Below are 18,694 nucleotides of genomic sequence, written 5' to 3'. Positions count from 1 at the left end.
ACGTTAGTATGTACTACTACCGCAAAATCCAATCTGAGAAATTGATTGAGCTAGATGTATCAGCATCGGCACTGAATAACAGGGCCCGGCGCGTCAGTCGGACTCGGCCTCCTCGGCGGTTTCGCCCCCCTGGAGCCGGCGTTCGGCCTCGTCGCGGTCCTCGGGGTAGCCGACGTCGATGCGCCAGCCGTCCATCCGGATGGCGTCGATGGTGCGCCCGCTCTGGATGAGGAGGTTGACCGCGTCGCTGAGTTCGTACTCGCCGCGGTCGGAGGGCTGGACGAGGTGACAGGCGTGAAAGATGGCGGGCGAGAAGGTGTAGAAGCCCGTCATCACGAGGTTCGTCGGCGGGTCGTCCGGTTTCTCCTCGACGGCGATTATCTCGCCGTAGTCGTTCGTGTTGCAGACGCCGTACCGGGACGCCTCCTCCCAGGGCACCTCCTCGACGAGGAAGGCGGCGTCGGCGCGCTCCTCGGCCTGCCGGCGAATCACGTCGGCGAGGTTGGCCTCGAAGACGTTGTCCCCGAGGATGAGCATGAAGTCGTCGTCGATGTGCTCCTCGACGGTGAGCAGCGCGTGTGCCAGCCCGTTGGCCTCCCGCTGATGGCAGTAGGTGATGGGGACGCCCTCGTAGCTGTCGCCGTAGTACTTGATGATCTCCTCTTTCAGGTAGCCGACGACGATGAACAGGTCGTCGGCGCCGAGTTCGATGAGACGGTCCAGACAGTGCGTCAGGATGGGCCGGCCGTCGATTTCGACCATCGCCTTCGGCTTGTCGTCGGTGAGCGGGCGAAGCCGAGTCCCCTTCCCGGCGGCGAGTACGACTGCTTGCATACGCGGTCACTCACCGGCCCTCAGTAAATAAGTTGGTCACCGGGGACGCACATTATTCACGGACGATTACACTAGATTTATTCCCGGGAGCTCCGGACGTGCGAGCGGTGTGCTGCCAATGAGCGAACGAGACATCACGGAGGTCCTCGCCGACGCACCCTCGAACTGGGGGAAGTGGGGCGACGACGACGAGACGGGCGCGCTGAACTACCTCACCGAGGCGGAGGTGCTTCGGGGGGTACAGGCGGTCGAACACGGCCGGACGTTCACCCTCGGCCTCCCCATCGGTCGGCGGGAGGGCGACCCGGTCTGGCCGGGGCGGAGCGCCGCCGACCACTACATGGAACTCGACAAGGGACACTTCGAGTCCGGGAAGTTCGAGATGCCGGCGGCCGGCGGGCTGGAGTACGCCGACGACGTCATCTACATGTTCCTCCAGGGGACGACGCAGTTCGACGCGCTGGGACACGTCTGGTACGACGACCAGCTGTACAACGGCTTCGACGCCGGCACGACCAAGGGCGGGATGGGTCGCTGCTCTATCGAGCCGATGGCCGACCACGGCGTCGTCGGCCGGGGCGTCCTGCTCGACGTGGCTCGCCACCGGGGGCGCGAGCGCCTCGACCGCGGCGAGCGCATCACCCTCGACGACCTCGAGGCGTGCGCCGACGAGCAGGGGGTCGACCTGCGACCGCGCGACATCCCCCTTATCCGGACGGGGTGGATAGAGCTGTTCTACGAGGAGGGCGAGGAGGCGTTCTACGGCGACGAGTTCGACGAGCCCGGCATCACCTACTCCGATGACCTCGTCGAGTGGTTCCACGAGATGGAGATACCCGCCTTCGGGACCGACACCATCGCCAACGAGCAGACCGTCTCCGACGAGACGGAGACGCTCCTTCCGCTGCACGGCGCGTTGCTCCGCGACCAGGGCGTCGCGTTCAACGAGATAAACCGCCTGGACGAACTGGCCGACGACTGCGCCGAGGACGGCAAGTACGACTTCCTCTACGTCGGGTCGCCCCTGAAGATCGTCGGCGGCACCGGGTCGCCGGTCAACCCCATCGCCATCAAATGACCGACGCACCGCACCTCGACGCCTACCGGTTCCACGAACGCGAGTTCGACGACTACGACCACCTGCTCGACGCCTTCGAGTGGGAGGTGCCAGACCGGTTCAACATGGCGTCGTACGTCTGCGACCGCTGGGCCGACGACGAGGGACGGGTCGCCCTCTACGCCGAGGCCGAGGACGGGACGCGCCGGGAGTACACCTATCGCGAGTTCCACGAGGTGTCGAACCGCCTCGCGAACTGCCTCGCCGACCGGGGGGTCGAGCGGGGCGACCGGGTGGGGGTGAACTGCCCGCAGAAACCCGAGACGGTGTTCGCGCACGTCGCGGCGTGGAAACTCGGCGCCGTCTCCGTTCCCCTCAGTACGCTGTTCGGCACCGACGCTCTCTCCTATCGCCTCGCCGACAGCGAGGCGAAAGCCTGCGTCGTCGACGCCGCGAACGTCGACACCCTCCGGGCAGTGCGCGAGGACCTCCCCGACCTGGAGACGGTCCTCACCGTCGACTGCGAACCCGAGGGCGACGAGGACCTGCTGTGGGACGCCGTCGAGGAGCACGGGAGAGAACACGAAACCGTCGACACCGACGCGGAGGACGACGCCATCGTCATCTACACCTCGGGGACGACCGGGGCCCCGAAGGGCGTCCTGCACGCCCACCGGATGTTGCTCGGGCACCTCCCGCTCTTCCTCACCACGTTCTGTAACGTGAGCATCGAGGCGGACGACGTCTACTGGACGCCCGCGGAGTGGGCGTGGGTCGCCTCGCTGTTCGACGTGCTCTTCCCCGGTCTCTACTACGGCAAGCCCGTCCTCGCGTACGACGGCGGGCCGTTCGACCCCGAGACGGCGTTCGAACTCATCGAGCGCTACGGCGTGACCAACTACTTCGCGCCGCCGACCGCCCTCCGGATGATGATGCAGGTCGAGTCGCCCCGCGAGCGCTTCGACGTCGACACCGTCCGCGTCATCCCCTCCGGCGGGGAGTCGCTCGGCCAGTCCATCGTCGACTGGGCCGAGGCGACCTTCGACGGGGCGGCCGTCCACGAGGGGTACGGTCAGACCGAGGCGAACCTCGTCGTCGGCGACTGCACCGCCCTCACCGAGTTCCGCGAGGGGAAGATGGGTCGCCGCGGCCCCGGCCACGACGTCCGCATCGTCGACCCCGAGACGGCGGAACTCGTCGAGGACCCCGACACCGTCGGGGAGATCGCCGTCCGGTACGAGGGCGACCCCGTCTGCTTCGTGGAGTACCTCAACAGACCCCGGAAGACCGAGGCGAAGGTCAGGAACGGCTGGCTCCTCACCGAGGACCTCGGGGAGATGGACGCGGACGGCTACGTCACGTTCCGGGGGCGCACGGACGACGTCATCATCAGCGCCGGCTACCGCATCGGCCCCGAGGAGATAGAGGAGTCGCTGGCGGGCCACGACGCCGTCGCCGACGCCGCCGTCGTCGGCGTGGACGACGAGGAGCGCGGCGAGGTGCCGAAGGCGTTCGTCGTCCTCGCCGACGGCTACGAGGCGAGCGACGACCTGCGCGAGGACCTCAGAACCTTCGTCCGCGAGCGCCTCGCGCAGTACGAGTACCCACGCGAGGTGGAGTTCATCGACGACCTCCCGACGACGACCACCGGGAAGGTCCGTCGCGCGGACCTGCGCGAGTAGGGCGTCGACCAGAGCAGTTTACTCCCGTCGCCACCCTCGTCGGGATACGATGCACACACCGGATGGGTTCTTGCACCCGTGGATGGCGGGCGCGTTCCTGGCGCTCTCGGCGGTCGTCCTGCTCGCCGGCGCCAGGCGCGTCGACACCGACCTGACCGAGCGGCGCGTCCAGCTGTTCGGCGTCGTGACGGCGGGCGTCTTCGCCGCGCAGTTACTGAACTGGCCGATTCCCGGCGGGACGAGCGCGCACTTCGTCGGCGGCGCGTTCGCCGCGCTCGTGCTCGGCCCACACCTCGGCGCGCTCAGCGTCGCGCTCGTCGTGACCGTCCAGGCCGTCGTCTTCGGCGACGGCGGCCTCCTCGCGCTCGGCGCGAACGTCTGGAACATGGCGGTCGTCGAGGCGTACGTCGGCTGGGCCGTCTACCGGGCGCTCGCCGACTGGAACCGCCCCGCAGCGGTCGTGCTCGCGGGCTGGGTCGGTATCACCGCGGGCGCCGCCGCCGCCGGCCTCCAGCTCGGCCTCTCGCCCGCCTTCGGCTACGACCTCCTCACCGTCCTCTCGGTGATGGTCGGCGGGCACGCCGCCCTCGGCCTCGGCGAGGGGCTGCTCACCTACGCGGGCGTCCGCCTGTTCTCGCGCGAGGTCGAGACGGGGAGTACAGAAGGGGTGACCGCGTGAGCGCCGCCGTGGACGCCGCGCGCGACGCCCCGCGTCGCCTGCTGGCAGTGGTCGCCGTCCTCGTCGCGCTCTCGCCGGCGTTCGCGTGGGGGGCGGCGCGGGTCGGTTACGCGGAACCGCTGGAGAACGCGGCCGAACTGACGGGTGCGAGCGACGCGGCCGTCACCCTCGTGCCGGCGCTCTTCCCCGACTACAGTGTGGCGGGGCTGGGTCCGTACCTCGGGACGCTCGTGGCCGGGGCGGTGGGGACGGCGCTCGTCTTCGTCCTCGCCGTCGGCGTGGGGCGACTCCTCGCTCGATAACGCTACTCCCAGTTGTGGAGGGCGTCCGCCAGGATGGCGTGGACGTCCTCCTTCTCGACGGGTCTGGGGTTACACCGGAGCAGGCGCGCCTGCGTCTCGACGGTCTGGGTCGCCAGCCAGTCGAGGTCCTCCTCGGTGATACCGGCCAGTTCCGCGAGCCCGGAGGGGAGGACGTTCAGGTCGCGCTGGAGGGCGATGTACTGCGCTTTCCCCTGCTTGGCCGCCTCGCGGGTGTGCATCCCGTCGGTGTCGGCACCGAGCATCTCGGCGATACGGGCGAACCGTGGCGGGTCGCTCGCCGCGTTGTAGCCGAGCGTGCTCGCCGGCGTCAGCACGCCGATGGTCTCGCCGTGGTAGGTGTGATACCGGTTGCCGACGGGGTAGGCGATAGCGTGACAGAGGCTCGCGCCCGCCGTGAGGCCGGCGATGGCGCCGAACAGCGCCCCCTGGAGCATGTTCGCGCGCGCCTCCAGGTCGTCGCCGTTGTTGACGGCCGTTCTGACGTTCCCCGAGAGCAGCGCGATGGCCTTCTCGGAGAACATCTCGGTGACGGGGGTTCGGCCGGCGTACACCGGCCGCGAGGCGGGGTCGCTCGCGCGGAGCAACTGGTCGTAGCGGTGGGTGGTGTACCCCTCGATGGCGTGACCGAGGGCGTCCATCGCCGTCTTCGCCGTCATCTCCGCCGGGAGCGTCGTCGTCAGCGTCGGGTCGAGGACGGCCGCGTCCGCCCGGACGTGGTTGCTCGAGATGCCCTCCTTGATCTCCTTCTCCTCGACCGAGAGGATGGACACCGGCGATATCTCCGCACCCGTCCCCGCCGTCGTCGGGAGGAGCACGAGCGGGACGCCCGACTCGGTGAGCGCCTCCCCCTCGCCGGTCGGTTCGGCGACGTAGTCGAGTATCTCGCCGCCGTTGGCGATGACCGCCCGGGTGGTCTTGGCGGTGTCCATGACGCTGCCGCCGCCGAGGCCGAGGTAGAAGTCGTAGCCCGCCTCCCCCTGCTCGTCGCGGACGAACTCGATGCACGCCTCGACGTCCTCGACGGTGGGTTCGCGCGCCGACCCGTCGAAGACGTCGACCGAGAGGCCGTCGGCGTCGAGTTCGTCGCCGACGCGGCCGGCGTGGCCGACGTCGACGAGCGTCTCGTCGGTGACGAGCAGGCCGTGGGCGTCCTCGTCGACGCCGAGGTCGCGGAGCTGGTAGGCCACCTCCTCGACGGCGTCGATGCCGAAGCGTATCTGGGGCATCTGGAGGTGCCAGACCGTCTCGGGCGACTGGACGTGCTCGGGCGCCGACACCGAGCGGTCGTACCCCATCTACGACCACCCGTCGAGGATGCGTTCGAACTGGTCGGGGTCGTGGCCGTAGACGACCTGGGCGTCGTGGCGCCGTTCGAGGTCCTTGATGCGCTGGAGGCTCTCGAACCAGTGCTGGCCCGACCAGAGCAGGCCCGCGCCGAGGGGCACCTCGTCGTCGTAGTTCTCGCTCTGGTACACCTCGTCGCCCGCGAAGACGACCGTCTCGTCGGGCAGGTGTATCATCGTCCCCGTGAGGCCGGGCGTGTGCCCGGGCAGTCGGATGAACTCGACGTCCTCGAAGTGCTCCTCGACGTCCTGGTGGAGTATCTGCCAGTTGAGGTCGTGGTCGAAGTCACCGAGGACGTACGCGGCGCTCCCCTTCGGCGTCTTCGCGCTGTAGTAGGCGAACTTCACCTCCTCCTCGTGGACGTACACCGGGACGTCGGTGCCGTCGAAGAACTCCAGGCCGCCGGCGTGGTCGAGGTGGAGGTGCGTCTGGAAGACGGCGTCGATGTCGTCGATGCCGAACCCCGCCTCCTCCAGGTCGTCGTCCATCCGGTGTTCGTGGGCGTCGTGCGGGTAGAACGCCTGGGCCAGCCCCTCCGGCCAGTGACCGTTCGCCGCGTCGTGGTGGGAACCGGTGTCCCAGAGGATGGTCCCCTCGGGGTGTTCGATGACGAGGTTGAACACCGGTATCTCGACGTAGTCGGTGTCCGGGTTCGGTTCGTCGTGACTGCCGAGGGTGTTCCCCTGGATGAGGTAGTTCAGGTCGCACTCGAGTCCGCCGCGGTCGATGACGTGGATGGTCGCGTCAACCATGATTGATGATTACGAAACTGATACAAAATAGCTAGTCATCCCCCAGTTCGAGAGAGAGTCTCTGACGGGGACGGGTCGCTCAGCCGAACGGCTGAAGTGTGCGCACGTGGTCGACTCGGACGATGAACGTCTCTGTCGTCGGCAGCGGCTACGTCGGTTCGTCCGTCGCCGCCTGCTTCGCCGACCTCGGCCACGACGTGGTCGCCATCGACATCGACGAGGACATCGTCGAGCGGTTGAACGCCGGCGAGTCGCCCATCCACGAACCGGGCCTCCCCGAACTCATCGCGGAACACGCGGGCGGGCGACTGCGGGCGACGACCGAGCACGCCGCCCTCGCGGAGACCGACCTCACGGTCCTCGCCCTGCAGACGCCCTCCCGGGAGGACGGGAGCATCGACCTCGGCGTCATCGAGGCGGGCCTGCGCGACGTCGGCGAGGTCCTCGCCGAGAAGGAGGGCTACCACGTCGTCGTCGTCAAGAGCACCGTCATCCCGGGGACGACCGACGAGCGGTTCGTCCCCATCCTCGAGGAGGCCTCCGGCAAGACCGCCGGCGAGGACTTCGACGTCGCCGTCAACCCCGAGTTCCAGAGCCAGGGGAGCGCGGTCGACGACTTCCTCCACCCCGACAAGGTGGTGTGGGGGACGACGGGCGACGAGCGCACCCTCGCGCTCCTCGAGGAACTGTACGACCCGCTGGTGACGCCCCAGGACGTCCCGGTGGTCCGGACGGGTCGGCGCGAGGCGGAGATGATAAAGTACGCCAACAACGTCTTCCTCGCGTCGAAGCTGAGCGTCATCAACGAACTGGGGAACATCTGCAAGCAGTTCGACGTCGACTCCTACGAGGTGGCCGAGGCCATCGGCCTCGACGACCGCATCAGCGAGCAGTTCCTCCGTTCGGGCGTCGGCTGGGGCGGGTCGTGCTTCCCGAAGGACACCGACGCGCTCCGGGCCGCCGCCCGGACGTCGGGCTACGAACCGACGCTCCTCGACGCCGTCGTCGGGGTCAACGACGGCCAGCCCCGCCGGATGCTCGAACTGCTCGACGACCACGTCGACGTCGCGGGCAAGCGCGTCGCCGTCCTCGGCCTCGCGTTCAAGCCCGGCACGGACGACATCCGCGGCTCGCGGGCGAAACTCGTCATCGAGGGGTTGCTCGACCGGGGCGCGGAAGTGGCCGCCTACGACCCGACGGCGGCCGCGGACGCCATGGCGGACCTCTACCCCGACGTCGACTACGTCGCCTCGGCCGAGGAGGCGCTAGAGGGCGCCCACGGCGCGCTCGTCGTCACGGACTGGGACGAGTTCGCCGCCCTCGACGAAGCGTTCGAGGCGATGGCCGCGCCCGTCGTCGTCGACGGTCGGCGCATCGTCGAACCGCGCGACGGCATCACGTACGAAGGGCTCACCTGGTAACTACGTCTTCCCACCGTCGCCAACGCGCACCGTCGACCCGTTTTCGACTGCCCGCTCCGTGACCGTCACCCGCTCCCCGCCCACGTCGTACGTCCCCGGATAGGGGACCGTGACCGCGAACTCGCCCTCCTCGACCGCCGCGCGGCGCTCGTAGGTGAACGACGCCCCCTCGACGGTGACGTTCGTCGCGAGGTCGACCGACTCGCCCGAGGTCGACTCGTTCGCAACGGCACCGGCGAGCGTCGCGCCGGGGACGACGGCGAACGCCGCGTACTCGCCACCGGGGCTCACGTGTACCGCCCGGTAGTGCGCGGTACCGGGGACCTCCTCGGTGCGACTCCCGTACTCGTGGTGGAGGTGGCCGCCCGCCGTGTTGGCGAACGTGACGTCCTCCTCGGCGACGACGACGTAGTCGACGTGCCCCTCGAAGCGGTCGTACCAGTCGTCGGCGTCGGACGACCCGACGAACTCGGCGTAGTTCGAGAAGGCGTAGCCGTACGAGGCGGCCTCGCCGGCGACGAAGTAGTTGTACATCCGGTTGCGCCCCCACTCGGAGAGGACGTAGCGTTCCTCCTCCGCGAGCGCGCGTGCGTCCGCGTCCGCCTCGACGGCCGCCGCCGTCCCGTACTGTTCGTCGGAGACGGTGACGAGGCCCGTCTTCATCGGCACCTGCACCATCCCGAGGCCGCCGACGAGGAGGAACAGGACCGCGAGCGTCCCGAGCGTCCGGCGGTCGGGGAGGTGGAGGGGAGCGTTCTCGCCGCCGTCTGTCCGGAGCGGTCGGGGGAGGGGGGCGAGGTCGACCCACCCCGCGAGGTGGACGAAGCCGAAGCCGGCGAAGACGGCGACGAACGGCGATAGCTCGCCCGCGAAGCGCGTCTGGACCGCCGCGAGCGCGAGGAAGTAGCCGCCGTAGGCGCCGGCGACGAGCCACCCGAGCGCCCCGCGCCACCCGCGCCGGAGGCCCCACGCGAGGTAGGGGAGCGCGAGCAGGAGCGCGAACCCGAACAGCAACAGCCACCCCGCGGACCCCGAGGCGAACAGCGACTGGACCTCCGCGATGGACCGGTCCGCGAACAACCGTCCGACGCCCGTCAGGAGGTCGCTCCAGAATCCCGGTGCGAGCGTGCGAACCGCGAGCACGCCGGCGGTCGCTCCGACCACCTCGACGACGAGCACCGCCGGGGCGACCGGAACCCGGTCGGACCCCGCACGCGCGGCCACCTCGCCGACCAGCAGAACGCCACCGGCGCCGACCAGCAGGAGGGACGGTGCGTAGGCGACCGTCGACGTGTGCCAGCCGAGGCGGACGTGCGCCAGGTGCGTGGTGACGGCCGCCAGCGCGAGGCCGGCGAGGAGCGGGACGCTGACCGGGAGGAGCGTCTCCCGGTCGCGTGCCGCGACGGGGACGACGAGCGCCACCGCGACGCCGACGGCGACGAGCAGTATCGGCCCGTTGTCCCACGCGATGGTCTGGCCGGCGACGCCGACGGCCAGCGCGAGCGCGTAGCCGGCCCCCCCGAACGAGAGGTCCTCGCGGTCGACGAGCGCCGCGAGCGCCCACGCCGTGAGCGTCAACCAGACGTAGTCGAAGGCGTGGTGGTCGGCGAAGCCGAGTCCCGTCCGGAGTGCGTGGGCGGGTATCACCGCGAGCAGTGCGACGGCCGCGAGCGCCACCCGCCGGTCGCCGCTCACGCGGTGCGCGAGGAGGTAGGTGAACACGCCCGAGAGGAGGGCGGCAACGACCGGGTACCACGCGAGGACGGGTCCCGACGCGCCGCCGAGGAGCGCGCTCGCCGCCCACAGCGTCGCCACGAGCAGCGGTTCGCCGAGCGCCACGGAGGCGGGGAGGTCGGAGAGGACCGCGGGGTCGAGCGTGCCGCCGGCCGCGGACAGCGTCTCCTCCGTCCAGTGGCGGTACGCGTAGGGGTCGTTCCCGGAGAGGACCACCCGGTCGCGCAGCACGCTCGGCAGCGAGAGGAGGCGGAGACAGACCAGGAAGGCGAGCGCGCCACAGAGCGCCAGGAACGACGACCGGTCGGGTAGCGAGTTGGAGAGGGACGTTCCCAGCGATGCAGTCCTCGACCAGGTGGAGGTGGTGGACGCGCGTCGCCGTCCGCTCCCGGTGCCGTCGAGCGCCGCCCGGACGGCGGACGGGTCGACGACGCGGTAGCCGTCGCCGTCGCGTTCGACGAGGCCGCGAGCGACGAGTTCGCCGAAGGCGCCCGAGTCGACCGGAACCGCCTCGAAGTCCCACCCGTCGCGTTCGGCGTCGACGCGCAGGACGGCCCGGACCGCGGGTTCGAGGTCCGGGCGCTCGGCCAGGAGCGTTTCCGTCGACGAGTCATTCATTGAACGATGCTATTCGATAGAGGAAATAAACGCATCGCTCGCGGCGACTCGTGAGCGACGGACGTATGACGCCGCCCCGCCGCGAGAGGGTATGCGCCAGTTCATCGTCACCGGCCACGACGCCCCCACGACGCCCGACTTCTCGCTCGACGACCTCGCGGGCGGCGCGGGCCGCCTCGACGTGCTCTGTCGGTGCGTCAACGCGACGTTCTTCCTCTCGCACGCCATCCGTGAGGACGCCCGCTGTCTGCTGGTGCTCGGCGACGAGTACACCCTGCGCTTCGAGGGGAGCGAGCTCCGTCGGCTGAACCCCGACGAGCGCTCGACGGCCGCGCTCGTCCGGAAGGCGCTCGAGGGACGCGACGGCGCCATCGGTCACATGGAGACGGAGACGTCGCCCGGCGTCCACCTCTCGCGGCGTGGCTTCGAGGCGACGCTCGCCGACGCCGCCCGGGAGGGAACCGTCGTCGAACTCCACGAGGCGGGGACGCCCGTCGTGGACGTCGACCCGCCCGCCGACCCCGTGTTCGTCCTCTCGGACCACCACGACTTCACCGGACGCGAGGCGGACCTGCTCGCCGAGACGGCCGACGAGCGGGTGCGCCTCGGCCCGGAACTGCTCCACGCGAACCACGCCATCACCGTGGCGCACAACTACCTCGACACCGACGGCTACGCGACCTACTGACCGGACGGCGATTGCCGCCAGTCGACGTGTTCTCTCCCCGGCGGTCGTACCGGCGGTGTGAACGACAACTACCTCGTCTGGTCGGTCGTCGCCCTCCTCGGCTACACGGCCTTCACCCCCCTCGCACAGCTCGCCACGAGCAGCGTCCCGAGCTACGTCGTCGCGCTCGTCGCCAACACCATCCTCGCGGTGTCGGCGCTCGGCGTCGCGCTGTACCAGCGCGGCCCCATCCTCGTCCACGTCACCGGCGACGCCGGCGTCTACATGCTCGCCGCGGGCGCGTTCCTCACCGTCGGCATACTCGCGTACTACGAGGCGCTGGCGACCGGGCCGGTGAGCGTCGTCGTCCCCATCTTCGGGATGTTCATCGTCGGGAGTTCCGTCCTCGGCCTCCTCTTCCTCGGCGACGAACTCACCGCCCGGAAGGGCCTCGGCATCGCGCTCGCCTGCGTCGCGGTCTACCTGACGGCGACCGGGTGACGTGCTGGCACCGCGCCAGTGCGAGGGGAAGACGGAAGGATTAACAGTACCCTGTGCCTCTCTCGGGATGCGGGCCGGTGGGGTAGCTTGGTATCCTTCGGCCTTCGGGTGGCCGTAACCTCAGTTCGAATCTGAGCCGGCCCACTTCTCCCGCACCGCAACAACCGTGAGCGAAGCGAGCGGTTCGCGGTGCGGGTGTGTGGAACACGCGACGATTCGAGCCAGTGAGTCGCAGCGCGCGAACGAAGTGAGCGCGACCGTCTCACCCGGTTCGAATCTGAGCCGGCCCACTTCTACCCCAACGCTACACCGCCGAGCGGCGCGTAGCGACGCGAGGTAGACAGAGTGCTGGAGCCGATGACGGCGCGAAGCTTCGAGCAGACGAGATGCGCACAGCGAAGCGAGCACGTCTCGGCGAGTTCGAACCTGAGCCGGCCCATCTTCACCCCACTTCGTGACGCCGAGCGACAGCGAGGCGTTCGAGTCGCGAGGCGAACGCCGTCGCGCGTGTTCGAGAGCGCCTCGGTCGGTCGCCTCGCGAGGAACTAAGCCGGACCGCGACGACAAGGACCCATGCCACACGAACACACGGCCTACGTCGAGACGCTCGTCCACCTCAACTGCGGGAACTGCGACGGCTACTGGGGGTTGAGCGACGTGGACCTGGACGAGCTGTCGAACCTCGACCTGTTCTGTACGCACTGCGGGCACGAGACGGAAATCGGTGAGTTCGTGGAGGGGGAGGGGAGTTAGAACAGGTCGCGCTGTTCGTACACCTCGGCGGCCTCGCGGACGTGCGCCGCGTTCAGTTCGGCGCCGAACTCCGATTCGAGTTCGTCGGCGATGTCGAGCAGCGTCTCCTTGTCGGCGCCGCTGGGTCGGAGCGCGTTGTATATTTCGAGGATGCGGTCGTCCGGGACGGCGGTGAGTTCGGCCGCGCGCCGGAAGTTCTGGGCGACCTGCGGTCGGCCGGCCTCCTCTGCGATGCGGGCCTGCTTCTCGAGCGTGTCGTCGGCGATGACGAGGTCGGCGCCGTCGACGTCGCCCGCGAGGACCGCCTCGAGGGTGACGTCGGAGAGTTTCGTGCCGGCCGGGGTCGTGACGCTGTCGGGGTCGTCGCCGAGTGGATAGGTGGTGTCGTCGGTCATGGTCAGTCGAAGGAAACCGAGAGTTCGGTCGGTTCGCTGTCGTCCTCGCGGTAGCTCATCTCCTTGATGTGCCAGACGGCCGCGAGCGGTTGGTACTTCGGCCGGGCCATCGGGTCGTTCTCGACGGGCACCGGCGAGGGCGTCTCGCCTTTGGCGTACCGGGCGGCGTTCTGCCCGATGGCGCGGAACGTGTCCGGTTCGAGCAGCGGCGCCTGCGGGAACAGTTCGAGGTTGCTCAGCGGGACGAGGTCCGCCTGGTGGATGAGCGTCGTCCCGCGGGTCTGGATGCCGATGCTGATGCCCGAGCCGCTGAGTTTCGCGCCGGTGAGGCCGATGACGCCGAGGTCGACGCTCTCGTTGATGCGGACGACCCGCGAGCGCAGGCCCTCCTCCTCGATGCCGGCCATCATCTCCCGGAGCACGTCGGCGTGGGGGACGTCGGTCATCGTGTGGTCCATCAGCGTCCCGAAGCCGGGACTGATGGCGATGACCACCTCGTCGGTGTCGGTCCCCTTCTCGGCGGGGCCCTCCTCGGTCAGCGTGAGCGTGCGGTTCGGCTGCTGTCGTGTGTCCGTGTCTGCTTTCGCCATGGTCTGCTCTCAGACGTCCTCCGGGTCGATGGCCTGTCGGATGGCCTTGATCTGTTCCCAGCGCTCGCCGCCGAGGCGGTAGCCGGTGCCGGGGCCCTCGTAGTCGTTCTGGTCGTTGACGGCGCTGACGACGTTGAACTCCTCGTCGAACACCGCCGACGTGTGGAGGTAGTCGCCGGCCACGCGCCCCTTCAGGATGCTGAGGATGTTCTCGGCGATGCCCTCGAAGCCGTTCCCCGCGAGGATCTCGACGACGTCGGCGCCGGTGACCTCGCGTTCCATCATCTCCTGGGCGGCCTTGATGTCCTCCGCCTGGTTGCGGTCGGGCATGTCCTTGCTGCCGTCGGCGTAGGTGGCGGCTTCGACCTCCTCGTCGGTGATGGGTGGGAAGCCGAGTTCCTCGAAGACGACCTGGAGCGCGCTCGCCGCGCGGCGGCGGCGCTCGATGACCTCCTCCTCGTCGACCGGACGCACGCCCCCGTCGACCTTCAGGTCCCGCTGGAGGACGTTGTAGTCGTCGAAGTCGTAGGAGTCGAAGTTCGACCCCGCGAACATGTTGTCGTAGTTCGGCACCGAACTGTAGCCCGAGAAGATGAAGTCGGTCCCCGCGAGGAACTGCGGCATCGTCCGGGCGGTCTGGCGTATCTCCGAGTGGGTGAACGTCTGGTCGTTCCCCGAGGCGGATTCGAGGTCGACCATCATCGTCACGAGGTTCTCGGCCGCCACCTCGCGCCCGCCCGAGGGGACGGACATCGGGATGGCGATACAGCTGATACCACCGTTCTGGAGCCCCTGAACGCCGCAGCCCTTGGTGACGAGGATGCACTTGATCTCGTTGTAGAGCATCGACTTCCCCTCGGCCTGCCCCATGTTGAGTTCGGAGCCGGCCCCGGAGGTGAAGCGCATCTTCAGGCCCCGCGAGGCGTAGCCGGAGGCGAGGAACGCCTTCGACCACGGCGTGTCGTCGCCGTCCTTGAACACGTCCTCGGTGCCGTAGACGGAGACCGTCTCGGCGTAGCCGGTCATCCCGCGCATCCCGAGCTGGAGTTCGGTCGCCTCCTCGACGGCGCACTGCGTGAGGACGCCCCCGCGACCGGTCTGCGTGCCGACGAGCAGCGAGAGGGCGTTGAACGGCGCGTACCGGGCCACACCGACGGTCGTCTCCGCCTCGTCGAACCCGCGGAGCGCCGCCTCGGCGGCGTCGGCCGCTATCTGGACCGGGTGGTCCTTCACGCTCGTGACGTGACACTGGTTCCCCGGCGTCTTTCGAGCGCGCATCTTCTGCATCGCCATTATCATCTCGACGATGTTGAGGTGGTTCACCACCTCCGTCAGCTTCGCCGGGGTCATCGCCGTCGCCCGCTCGACGATGTCAGCGCGGGGGACGTTGATGTCCACGAGGTCGCGGGCGAACTCGAGGGAGTCGACCGCCATCGCCTCCTCCACCGTCTCCACGTCGAGGGCGTAGTCCGCGATGAACCGGTCGATGAAGTCGAACTCCGAGCGCTCCTTCCCGTCCATCTCGACGACAGTTCCCTCCTCGACGCGGACGCTCGGCTCGGGGTCGTTCGGGCTCTCCATCGCCACGAAGCCGACCTCCGGCCACTCGTTGACGAAGCCGTCCAGGTTCACGAGGCGGTCTTCGAGCGCCTCGAACCGTTTCGACCGCTTCGGCGTCCCCCCGCCGACCGCCCCTGCACCGTCCGTTCGGTGAGCGTTATCATCTACCATGAGCTACTGGATACCTACGCCAGCGCCGGGATAAACATTGTCAATGAGCCGCCCGTCTAAAACAAAGATACAAAAGTTAACGCAAGTGTGCTTGTCGAATCGGCGGGTTATTGTTCTCTCTTTTAAATTACATGGACTCGAACGCGTCGACGGCGGCCTCGGCCACCGTCATGTCCTCCTCGGCGCTGCCACCCGAGACGCCGACCGCCCCCACGACCTCGCCGTCGACCTCCAGCGGGAAGCCGCCGCCGAACGTGACGATGCGGCCGTCGTTCGTCCCTCCCAGGCCGTACAGCGGCTCGCCGGGCTGTGAGACCTCCCAGACGGTGTCGGTCGACAACTTGAGCGAGACGGACGTGTACGCCTTGTTCCGGGCGATGTCGATGCTCGCGAGGAGCGCTCCGTCCATCCGGTGGAACGCGACCAGGTTCGCCCCCGCGTCCATCACCGCGATACACATGGGGACGTCGATCTCCTCGGCCTCCGCCTCGGCCGCGTCGACGAGTCGCTTCGCGACGTCGAGTGTGACTTCTGTCATCGTTTGGACTCCACCCTTCCTTTCCCGTGATAGGTTATATCTGTACCCTGAATTGATATTTGTGTGAAGATACCCGACACGCTACTGGTCGCGCGCGAGAGGGGTGACGGGCGCGGACGGGCGTCAGTCGACGGGCTTGAACGGCATCCGCTTGGCGAGACGGGCGGCGTTCGACCCGACGGTACGCGCGCGGGCGTCGTCCGCGCGGACGTCGAACAGCGGGTCGTCGCGCGGGAGTCGCTGGTGGTGGACGACGTAGCGGTCGCCGTCGACGCCGACGCCGACCCGGAGCGCGGAGTCGCTCGCCGCCTCGTAGGCCACGCTCACGACGTCGCCGCCCATCTCGGACCTGACGACCCACGAGACCCGCTCCTCCTCGATGCCGTGTTCGAGCGCCGGGAGGTGTTCCGGGACGTCGCCCACGCACCAGACGCCGATGCGCGGGGTCTCGTCGCCCTTCTCGACGGGGCCGCGACATCCGCTCATCGGTGTTCACCCCGGCCCGTTCTGTGGCTCACGCGTCGTCACCCGCCGTCGCCTCCGGTCGGTCGAGCGAGGTGGCCAACTCGGGCGGGAGGTCGAAGTCGAGGTGGCCGCCGCCGTCGATGTGCGAGAGCACGAGGCCGGTGGCGACGGCGTTTCGCGGCCCCATCTCCCCGCGGACGTTCGCCCGGCCACAGACGATGCCGTACTCGGCGAGGGCGTCGGAGATCATCTCGGGTATCTCGAAGTCGAGCGACGAGCGCCCGACCATCACGACGAACGGGAGGTGCCGGACGTTCCCTCCCGGCGTGATGAGGCGGAGCGCGCGTTCGGCGTTCTCGACGAACACCCGGCGCTTGGCCCGCCGGCGGGTCCGTCTGAGTTCCTCCAGCGACTCGTCGACCGGGACCGGCCGCATCCCGCCGCCGTCCTCGAGGAGGACGACGCGGCCGAACAGTTCGGGGTCGACGGCCTCGTCGAGGAAGCGGACCGTGCCGTCCTCGTGGCGCACGCTGAACAGCGTCTCGACCTTCGCGGCGGGGTACTTCTTGATGGCCTCCGCGAGGTCGCGGTCGTCGAGGCCGAGTTCGGAGTCGATGAGCATCGTCACCATGTCGCCGGCGCCCGAGAGGTGAATCGAGTCGACCGCCCGGCGCTCGTTCATGTAGGCGGCGTCGGTCGACCCGCCACCCATGTCGAGGATGGCCACCGGGAGGTCGGTCCCCGGCGTCGTGAGCGACCCGAGGACGGCCATGTTCGCCTCGACGCCCTGGATGACCACCTCCGTGTCGAGTTCGGCCTCGATGCCGTCGGCTATCTGGCGCATCGGCAACCGGTTGGTCTTCACCATCGCGGCGAGACCGACGGAGTTCTCCATGCTGTACTCGCCCGCGACGGCCCCCTCCACCTCCTGGGGGACGAGCGTGTCGACGGCCATCACGTCGCGAATCTCTATCGAGTCTGGGTCCTGCCCCGTGACCTCGCCCATCCGGGCGCGCGCGCGGTTCAGCATCCCTCCGATGTTCGACCCGCTCTCGCCGCGCACGTCCGCGACGGGCCAGTTGTCCATGACGCACTCCATGATGGCGTCGGCCCCCTGGTCGACGTCGACGGTCGTGGTGATACCCCGCTCGTTGACGACGGTGATGGTGCCGGCGGGGATGGTCCGCTCCTCGACGTCGCCGGCGGGCGTCTTGATGACCACCGCCGAGCGGTTGCCCACGAGCGCGCGGGCGACGGGTATCACCTTCCGGGTCTCCTCGGGGGAGAGGTCGAACACCGTCGCGATGCCGTAGGGGTTCGAGAGCTGGTCGATGGTCTTGCCCGACTCCCGGGCGGCCACCTCGACGGCCGCCGGTTGCCCACGGGGGATGAGGTCGAGTTTCGACACCTCGTCGACGACGGGTATCTCGACGTCGAGACGGTTGCCGATGAGGACGGCGTCGTCCTTCTCGACGATGGCGCCCGCCACGTCGTAGCCGGCGTCGTGCCAGGCGTTGATGCGCTCGGCCGCGTCCGCGAAGTCGACCGACCCCGGGACGACGAACACGACCGACTCCGCTGTGGAATAGTCGGCCATGTCGTCGGTGATTTCGACGATGGTTCCGGTGCCGAGGCCGACGCCGCCGGGCGTCGAGGGGTCGTGACCGATCATCGTCGACTCCGTGATGACCGTCTCCGTGATGGTCTCCATGGCGACGTCGCCGATAACCGGCGCGGCCTCGTTGAGCAGGACGCGGTCGACGTCCCCCGGGTCGAGGCCGACCTGCTCGGTCGCCCGACGCATCGCGTTCAGGACGCCCGGGACGTTCTCCTTCGTCCCCTTCAACCCGGTCGTCCGGAACAGGTCGCTCGCGACGAACGCCCACGACCCGTCGTCCCCCCTCCGCGCGATGGCAACCTCCGTGCTGGAGTTGCCGATGTCGACACCGGCGACGCAGTGCATACCGTTCCCATGTCAGTGACGGCCAAAGACACTTTCTTTAGACGGCTGACAGCCGTCGCTGGGTGCGCGACGGTCGAGCGAAAGAACGTCCGCGTCGACGACAGTCGAAGGAGAGCGGTTCAGTCCGCGTTCTGCGGGGCGCTCCGGACCGACGTCGGCCCGTCGTCCACGCGGCGGGGGTTGTAGGGGTGCGGCGAGCGGAGGAAGGCGATGAGACTCCACATGATGCCGGTGAGGAACGACCCGGCGGCGGAGAAGGTCATCCCCAGCGTGAAGAACGTCGTCCCGTAGACGGCGGCGATGGTCGCCGAGGGGAGCGTCGTCCCGAGCGGGACGTTCGCCATCGAGTCGCGAAGCGTCGGCATGAGGACGAACAGCGAGAAGACGCTGCCACAGAGGAAGACGAGGTCCTGCCACATCATGGTCGTTCAAGCGGTGCTACGGGGTGGTTGGTGAGCGAATCAATCATCACCTCACAGTCGACGGTTCACGCTGAAAAGGTTTACTCATTATCGAGTAAAAAAGACGATGAGCGTTCCGTATGCCAGCAGGCCACGCGAGGGAGGCGGCGACGTCCCGTGGTTCGACGAAGGGTAGCAGGCGGGAGCTGTCGCTGGGGGCGGAGACGAATCGAGAGGAACGGGAGT

At 68.8% G+C, this 18,694-nt stretch carries 19 protein-coding genes and 1 tRNA gene; 9 read left to right on the top strand and 11 right to left on the bottom strand.

What is annotated here, in order from left to right; genetic code table 11:
• Window positions 1–93 precede the first annotated feature (93 nt).
• Window positions 94–834, bottom strand: a complete 741-nt coding sequence (gene aglF, locus P1Y20_RS14710) for a UTP--glucose-1-phosphate uridylyltransferase AglF (RefSeq protein ID WP_304449407.1) — start codon at window positions 832–834, stop codon at window positions 94–96.
• A 118-nt stretch (window positions 835–952) separates the two neighbouring features.
• Here aglF and P1Y20_RS14705 point away from each other — a divergent pair, with 118 nt between their 5' ends.
• From P1Y20_RS14705 to P1Y20_RS14690, 4 genes are read left to right on the top strand one after another with little or no spacing between them, the layout of a single operon-like run.
• Window positions 953–1,912, top strand: coding sequence for a cyclase family protein (locus P1Y20_RS14705; RefSeq protein ID WP_304449406.1), 960 nt, complete (start codon window positions 953–955; stop codon window positions 1,910–1,912).
• Window positions 1,909–3,573 carry an acetate--CoA ligase gene (locus tag P1Y20_RS14700; RefSeq protein ID WP_304449405.1) on the top strand — a complete coding sequence of 555 codons (1,665 nt, stop codon included), beginning with the start codon at window positions 1,909–1,911 and terminating at the stop codon, window positions 3,571–3,573. The genes P1Y20_RS14705 and P1Y20_RS14700 overlap by 4 nt, the downstream gene beginning before the upstream one ends.
• Window positions 3,574–3,622: 49 nt before the next feature.
• Complete coding sequence (locus tag P1Y20_RS14695; RefSeq protein ID WP_304449404.1) at window positions 3,623–4,252, top strand: energy-coupling factor ABC transporter permease; 630 nt, start codon at window positions 3,623–3,625, stop codon at window positions 4,250–4,252.
• Window positions 4,249–4,554 carry a PDGLE domain-containing protein gene (locus tag P1Y20_RS14690; protein WP_304449403.1) on the top strand — a complete coding sequence of 102 codons (306 nt, stop codon included), beginning with the start codon at window positions 4,249–4,251 and terminating at the stop codon, window positions 4,552–4,554. Before P1Y20_RS14695 ends, P1Y20_RS14690 begins: the two co-directional genes overlap by 4 nt.
• A 2-nt stretch (window positions 4,555–4,556) precedes the next feature.
• On the opposite strand, the gene P1Y20_RS14685 is transcribed toward P1Y20_RS14690, so the two are convergent.
• Both P1Y20_RS14685 and P1Y20_RS14680 read right to left on the bottom strand, forming a co-directional pair.
• A complete protein-coding gene (locus tag P1Y20_RS14685; protein WP_304449402.1) occupies window positions 4,557–5,870 on the bottom strand; it encodes a hydroxyacid-oxoacid transhydrogenase in 1,314 nt (437 codons plus the stop codon).
• Window positions 5,871–6,671, bottom strand: a complete 801-nt coding sequence (locus tag P1Y20_RS14680; protein WP_304449401.1) for an N-acyl homoserine lactonase family protein — start codon at window positions 6,669–6,671, stop codon at window positions 5,871–5,873.
• Between the two features lie 122 nt (window positions 6,672–6,793).
• On the opposite strand from P1Y20_RS14680, the gene aglM reads away from it, so the two are divergent.
• Entirely contained in the window at window positions 6,794–8,092 is a 1,299-nt protein-coding gene (gene aglM / locus P1Y20_RS14675; RefSeq protein ID WP_304449400.1) for a UDP-glucose 6-dehydrogenase AglM, read from the top strand.
• Here the strand turns inward: aglM and P1Y20_RS14670 are convergent, their stop codons facing one another.
• Window positions 8,093–10,444, bottom strand: coding sequence for an STT3 domain-containing protein (locus P1Y20_RS14670; protein ID WP_304449399.1), 2,352 nt, complete (start codon window positions 10,442–10,444; stop codon window positions 8,093–8,095). It lies immediately after the preceding gene.
• 91 nt (window positions 10,445–10,535) lie between these two features.
• Between P1Y20_RS14670 and trmY the strand changes: the two genes are divergently transcribed.
• The 4 genes from trmY (at window position 10,536) to P1Y20_RS14650 (ending at window position 12,365) form a co-directional block, all read left to right on the top strand.
• On the top strand, window positions 10,536–11,132 hold the full coding sequence (gene trmY, locus P1Y20_RS14665) for a tRNA (pseudouridine(54)-N(1))-methyltransferase TrmY (protein WP_304449398.1): 597 nt from the start codon (window positions 10,536–10,538) through the stop codon (window positions 11,130–11,132).
• Between the two features lie 57 nt (window positions 11,133–11,189).
• Window positions 11,190–11,612: an EamA family transporter gene (locus P1Y20_RS14660; RefSeq protein WP_304449397.1), complete on the top strand. Its 423-nt coding sequence runs from the start codon at window positions 11,190–11,192 to the stop codon at window positions 11,610–11,612.
• Window positions 11,613–11,683: 71 nt separating this feature from the next.
• A tRNA-Pro gene (locus P1Y20_RS14655) sits at window positions 11,684–11,756 on the top strand.
• Between the two features lie 429 nt (window positions 11,757–12,185).
• Complete coding sequence (locus P1Y20_RS14650) at window positions 12,186–12,365, top strand: DUF7836 family putative zinc-binding protein (protein WP_304449396.1); 180 nt, start codon at window positions 12,186–12,188, stop codon at window positions 12,363–12,365.
• On the opposite strand, the gene P1Y20_RS14645 is transcribed toward P1Y20_RS14650, so the two are convergent.
• The 7 genes from P1Y20_RS14645 to P1Y20_RS14615 all read right to left on the bottom strand — a co-directional run bounded on the left by P1Y20_RS14645 (window position 12,362) and on the right by P1Y20_RS14615 (window position 18,469).
• A complete protein-coding gene (locus tag P1Y20_RS14645; protein WP_304449395.1) occupies window positions 12,362–12,760 on the bottom strand; it encodes a diol dehydratase small subunit in 399 nt (132 codons plus the stop codon). The two genes, P1Y20_RS14650 and P1Y20_RS14645, sit on opposite strands and share 4 nt — an antisense overlap.
• Before the next feature lie 2 nt (window positions 12,761–12,762).
• Entirely contained in the window at window positions 12,763–13,350 is a 588-nt protein-coding gene (locus P1Y20_RS14640; protein ID WP_304449394.1) for a propanediol/glycerol family dehydratase medium subunit, read from the bottom strand.
• A gap of 9 nt (window positions 13,351–13,359) precedes the next feature.
• The gene (locus P1Y20_RS14635) at window positions 13,360–15,081 is read right to left on the bottom strand and encodes a propanediol/glycerol family dehydratase large subunit (RefSeq protein WP_304449393.1); all 1,722 of its coding nucleotides are present in this window, start codon (window positions 15,079–15,081) and stop codon (window positions 13,360–13,362) included.
• Window positions 15,082–15,208: 127 nt separating this feature from the next.
• Entirely contained in the window at window positions 15,209–15,619 is a 411-nt protein-coding gene (locus tag P1Y20_RS14630; RefSeq protein ID WP_304449392.1) for a GlcG/HbpS family heme-binding protein, read from the bottom strand.
• Window positions 15,620–15,742: 123 nt separating this feature from the next.
• Window positions 15,743–16,105, bottom strand: a complete 363-nt coding sequence (locus tag P1Y20_RS14625; RefSeq protein WP_304449391.1) for a glycerol dehydratase reactivase beta/small subunit family protein — start codon at window positions 16,103–16,105, stop codon at window positions 15,743–15,745.
• A 28-nt stretch (window positions 16,106–16,133) separates the two neighbouring features.
• Window positions 16,134–18,047, bottom strand: a complete 1,914-nt coding sequence (locus P1Y20_RS14620; RefSeq protein WP_304449390.1) for a diol dehydratase reactivase subunit alpha — start codon at window positions 18,045–18,047, stop codon at window positions 16,134–16,136.
• A gap of 119 nt (window positions 18,048–18,166) precedes the next feature.
• Window positions 18,167–18,469: a hypothetical protein gene (locus P1Y20_RS14615; RefSeq protein ID WP_304449389.1), complete on the bottom strand. Its 303-nt coding sequence runs from the start codon at window positions 18,467–18,469 to the stop codon at window positions 18,167–18,169.
• Window positions 18,470–18,694: the final 225 nt, after the last annotated feature.

Source organism: Halomarina ordinaria, from assembly GCF_030553305.1.
Lineage (GTDB): Archaea > Halobacteriota > Halobacteria > Halobacteriales > Haloarculaceae > Halomarina > Halomarina ordinaria.
The sequence above is the reverse complement of the archived record's forward strand: the minus strand, read 5'-3'. Positions and strand labels throughout refer to the sequence as shown.

Bases quoted from the DNA above. Each gene is read 5' to 3' on its own strand.
- aglF (WP_304449407.1), bottom strand. From the start codon at position 834: ATGCAAGCAGTCGTACTCGCCGCCGGGAAGGGGACTCGGCTTCGCCCG.
- P1Y20_RS14705 (WP_304449406.1), top strand. From the start codon at position 953: ATGAGCGAACGAGACATCACGGAGGTCCTCGCCGACGCACCCTCGAAC.
- P1Y20_RS14700 (WP_304449405.1), top strand. From the start codon at position 1,909: ATGACCGACGCACCGCACCTCGACGCCTACCGGTTCCACGAACGCGAG.
- P1Y20_RS14695 (WP_304449404.1), top strand. From the start codon at position 3,623: ATGCACACACCGGATGGGTTCTTGCACCCGTGGATGGCGGGCGCGTTC.
- P1Y20_RS14685 (WP_304449402.1), bottom strand. From the start codon at position 5,870: ATGGGGTACGACCGCTCGGTGTCGGCGCCCGAGCACGTCCAGTCGCCC.
- P1Y20_RS14680 (WP_304449401.1), bottom strand. From the start codon at position 6,671: ATGGTTGACGCGACCATCCACGTCATCGACCGCGGCGGACTCGAGTGC.
- aglM (WP_304449400.1), top strand. From the start codon at position 6,794: ATGAACGTCTCTGTCGTCGGCAGCGGCTACGTCGGTTCGTCCGTCGCC.
- P1Y20_RS14670 (WP_304449399.1), bottom strand. From the start codon at position 10,444: ATGAATGACTCGTCGACGGAAACGCTCCTGGCCGAGCGCCCGGACCTC.
- trmY (WP_304449398.1), top strand. From the start codon at position 10,536: ATGCGCCAGTTCATCGTCACCGGCCACGACGCCCCCACGACGCCCGAC.
- P1Y20_RS14650 (WP_304449396.1), top strand. From the start codon at position 12,186: ATGCCACACGAACACACGGCCTACGTCGAGACGCTCGTCCACCTCAAC.
- P1Y20_RS14645 (WP_304449395.1), bottom strand. From the start codon at position 12,760: ATGACCGACGACACCACCTATCCACTCGGCGACGACCCCGACAGCGTC.
- P1Y20_RS14640 (WP_304449394.1), bottom strand. From the start codon at position 13,350: ATGGCGAAAGCAGACACGGACACACGACAGCAGCCGAACCGCACGCTC.
- P1Y20_RS14635 (WP_304449393.1), bottom strand. From the start codon at position 15,081: ATGGTAGATGATAACGCTCACCGAACGGACGGTGCAGGGGCGGTCGGC.
- P1Y20_RS14630 (WP_304449392.1), bottom strand. From the start codon at position 15,619: ATGACAGAAGTCACACTCGACGTCGCGAAGCGACTCGTCGACGCGGCC.
- P1Y20_RS14625 (WP_304449391.1), bottom strand. From the start codon at position 16,105: ATGAGCGGATGTCGCGGCCCCGTCGAGAAGGGCGACGAGACCCCGCGC.
- P1Y20_RS14620 (WP_304449390.1), bottom strand. From the start codon at position 18,047: ATGCACTGCGTCGCCGGTGTCGACATCGGCAACTCCAGCACGGAGGTT.
- P1Y20_RS14615 (WP_304449389.1), bottom strand. From the start codon at position 18,469: ATGATGTGGCAGGACCTCGTCTTCCTCTGTGGCAGCGTCTTCTCGCTG.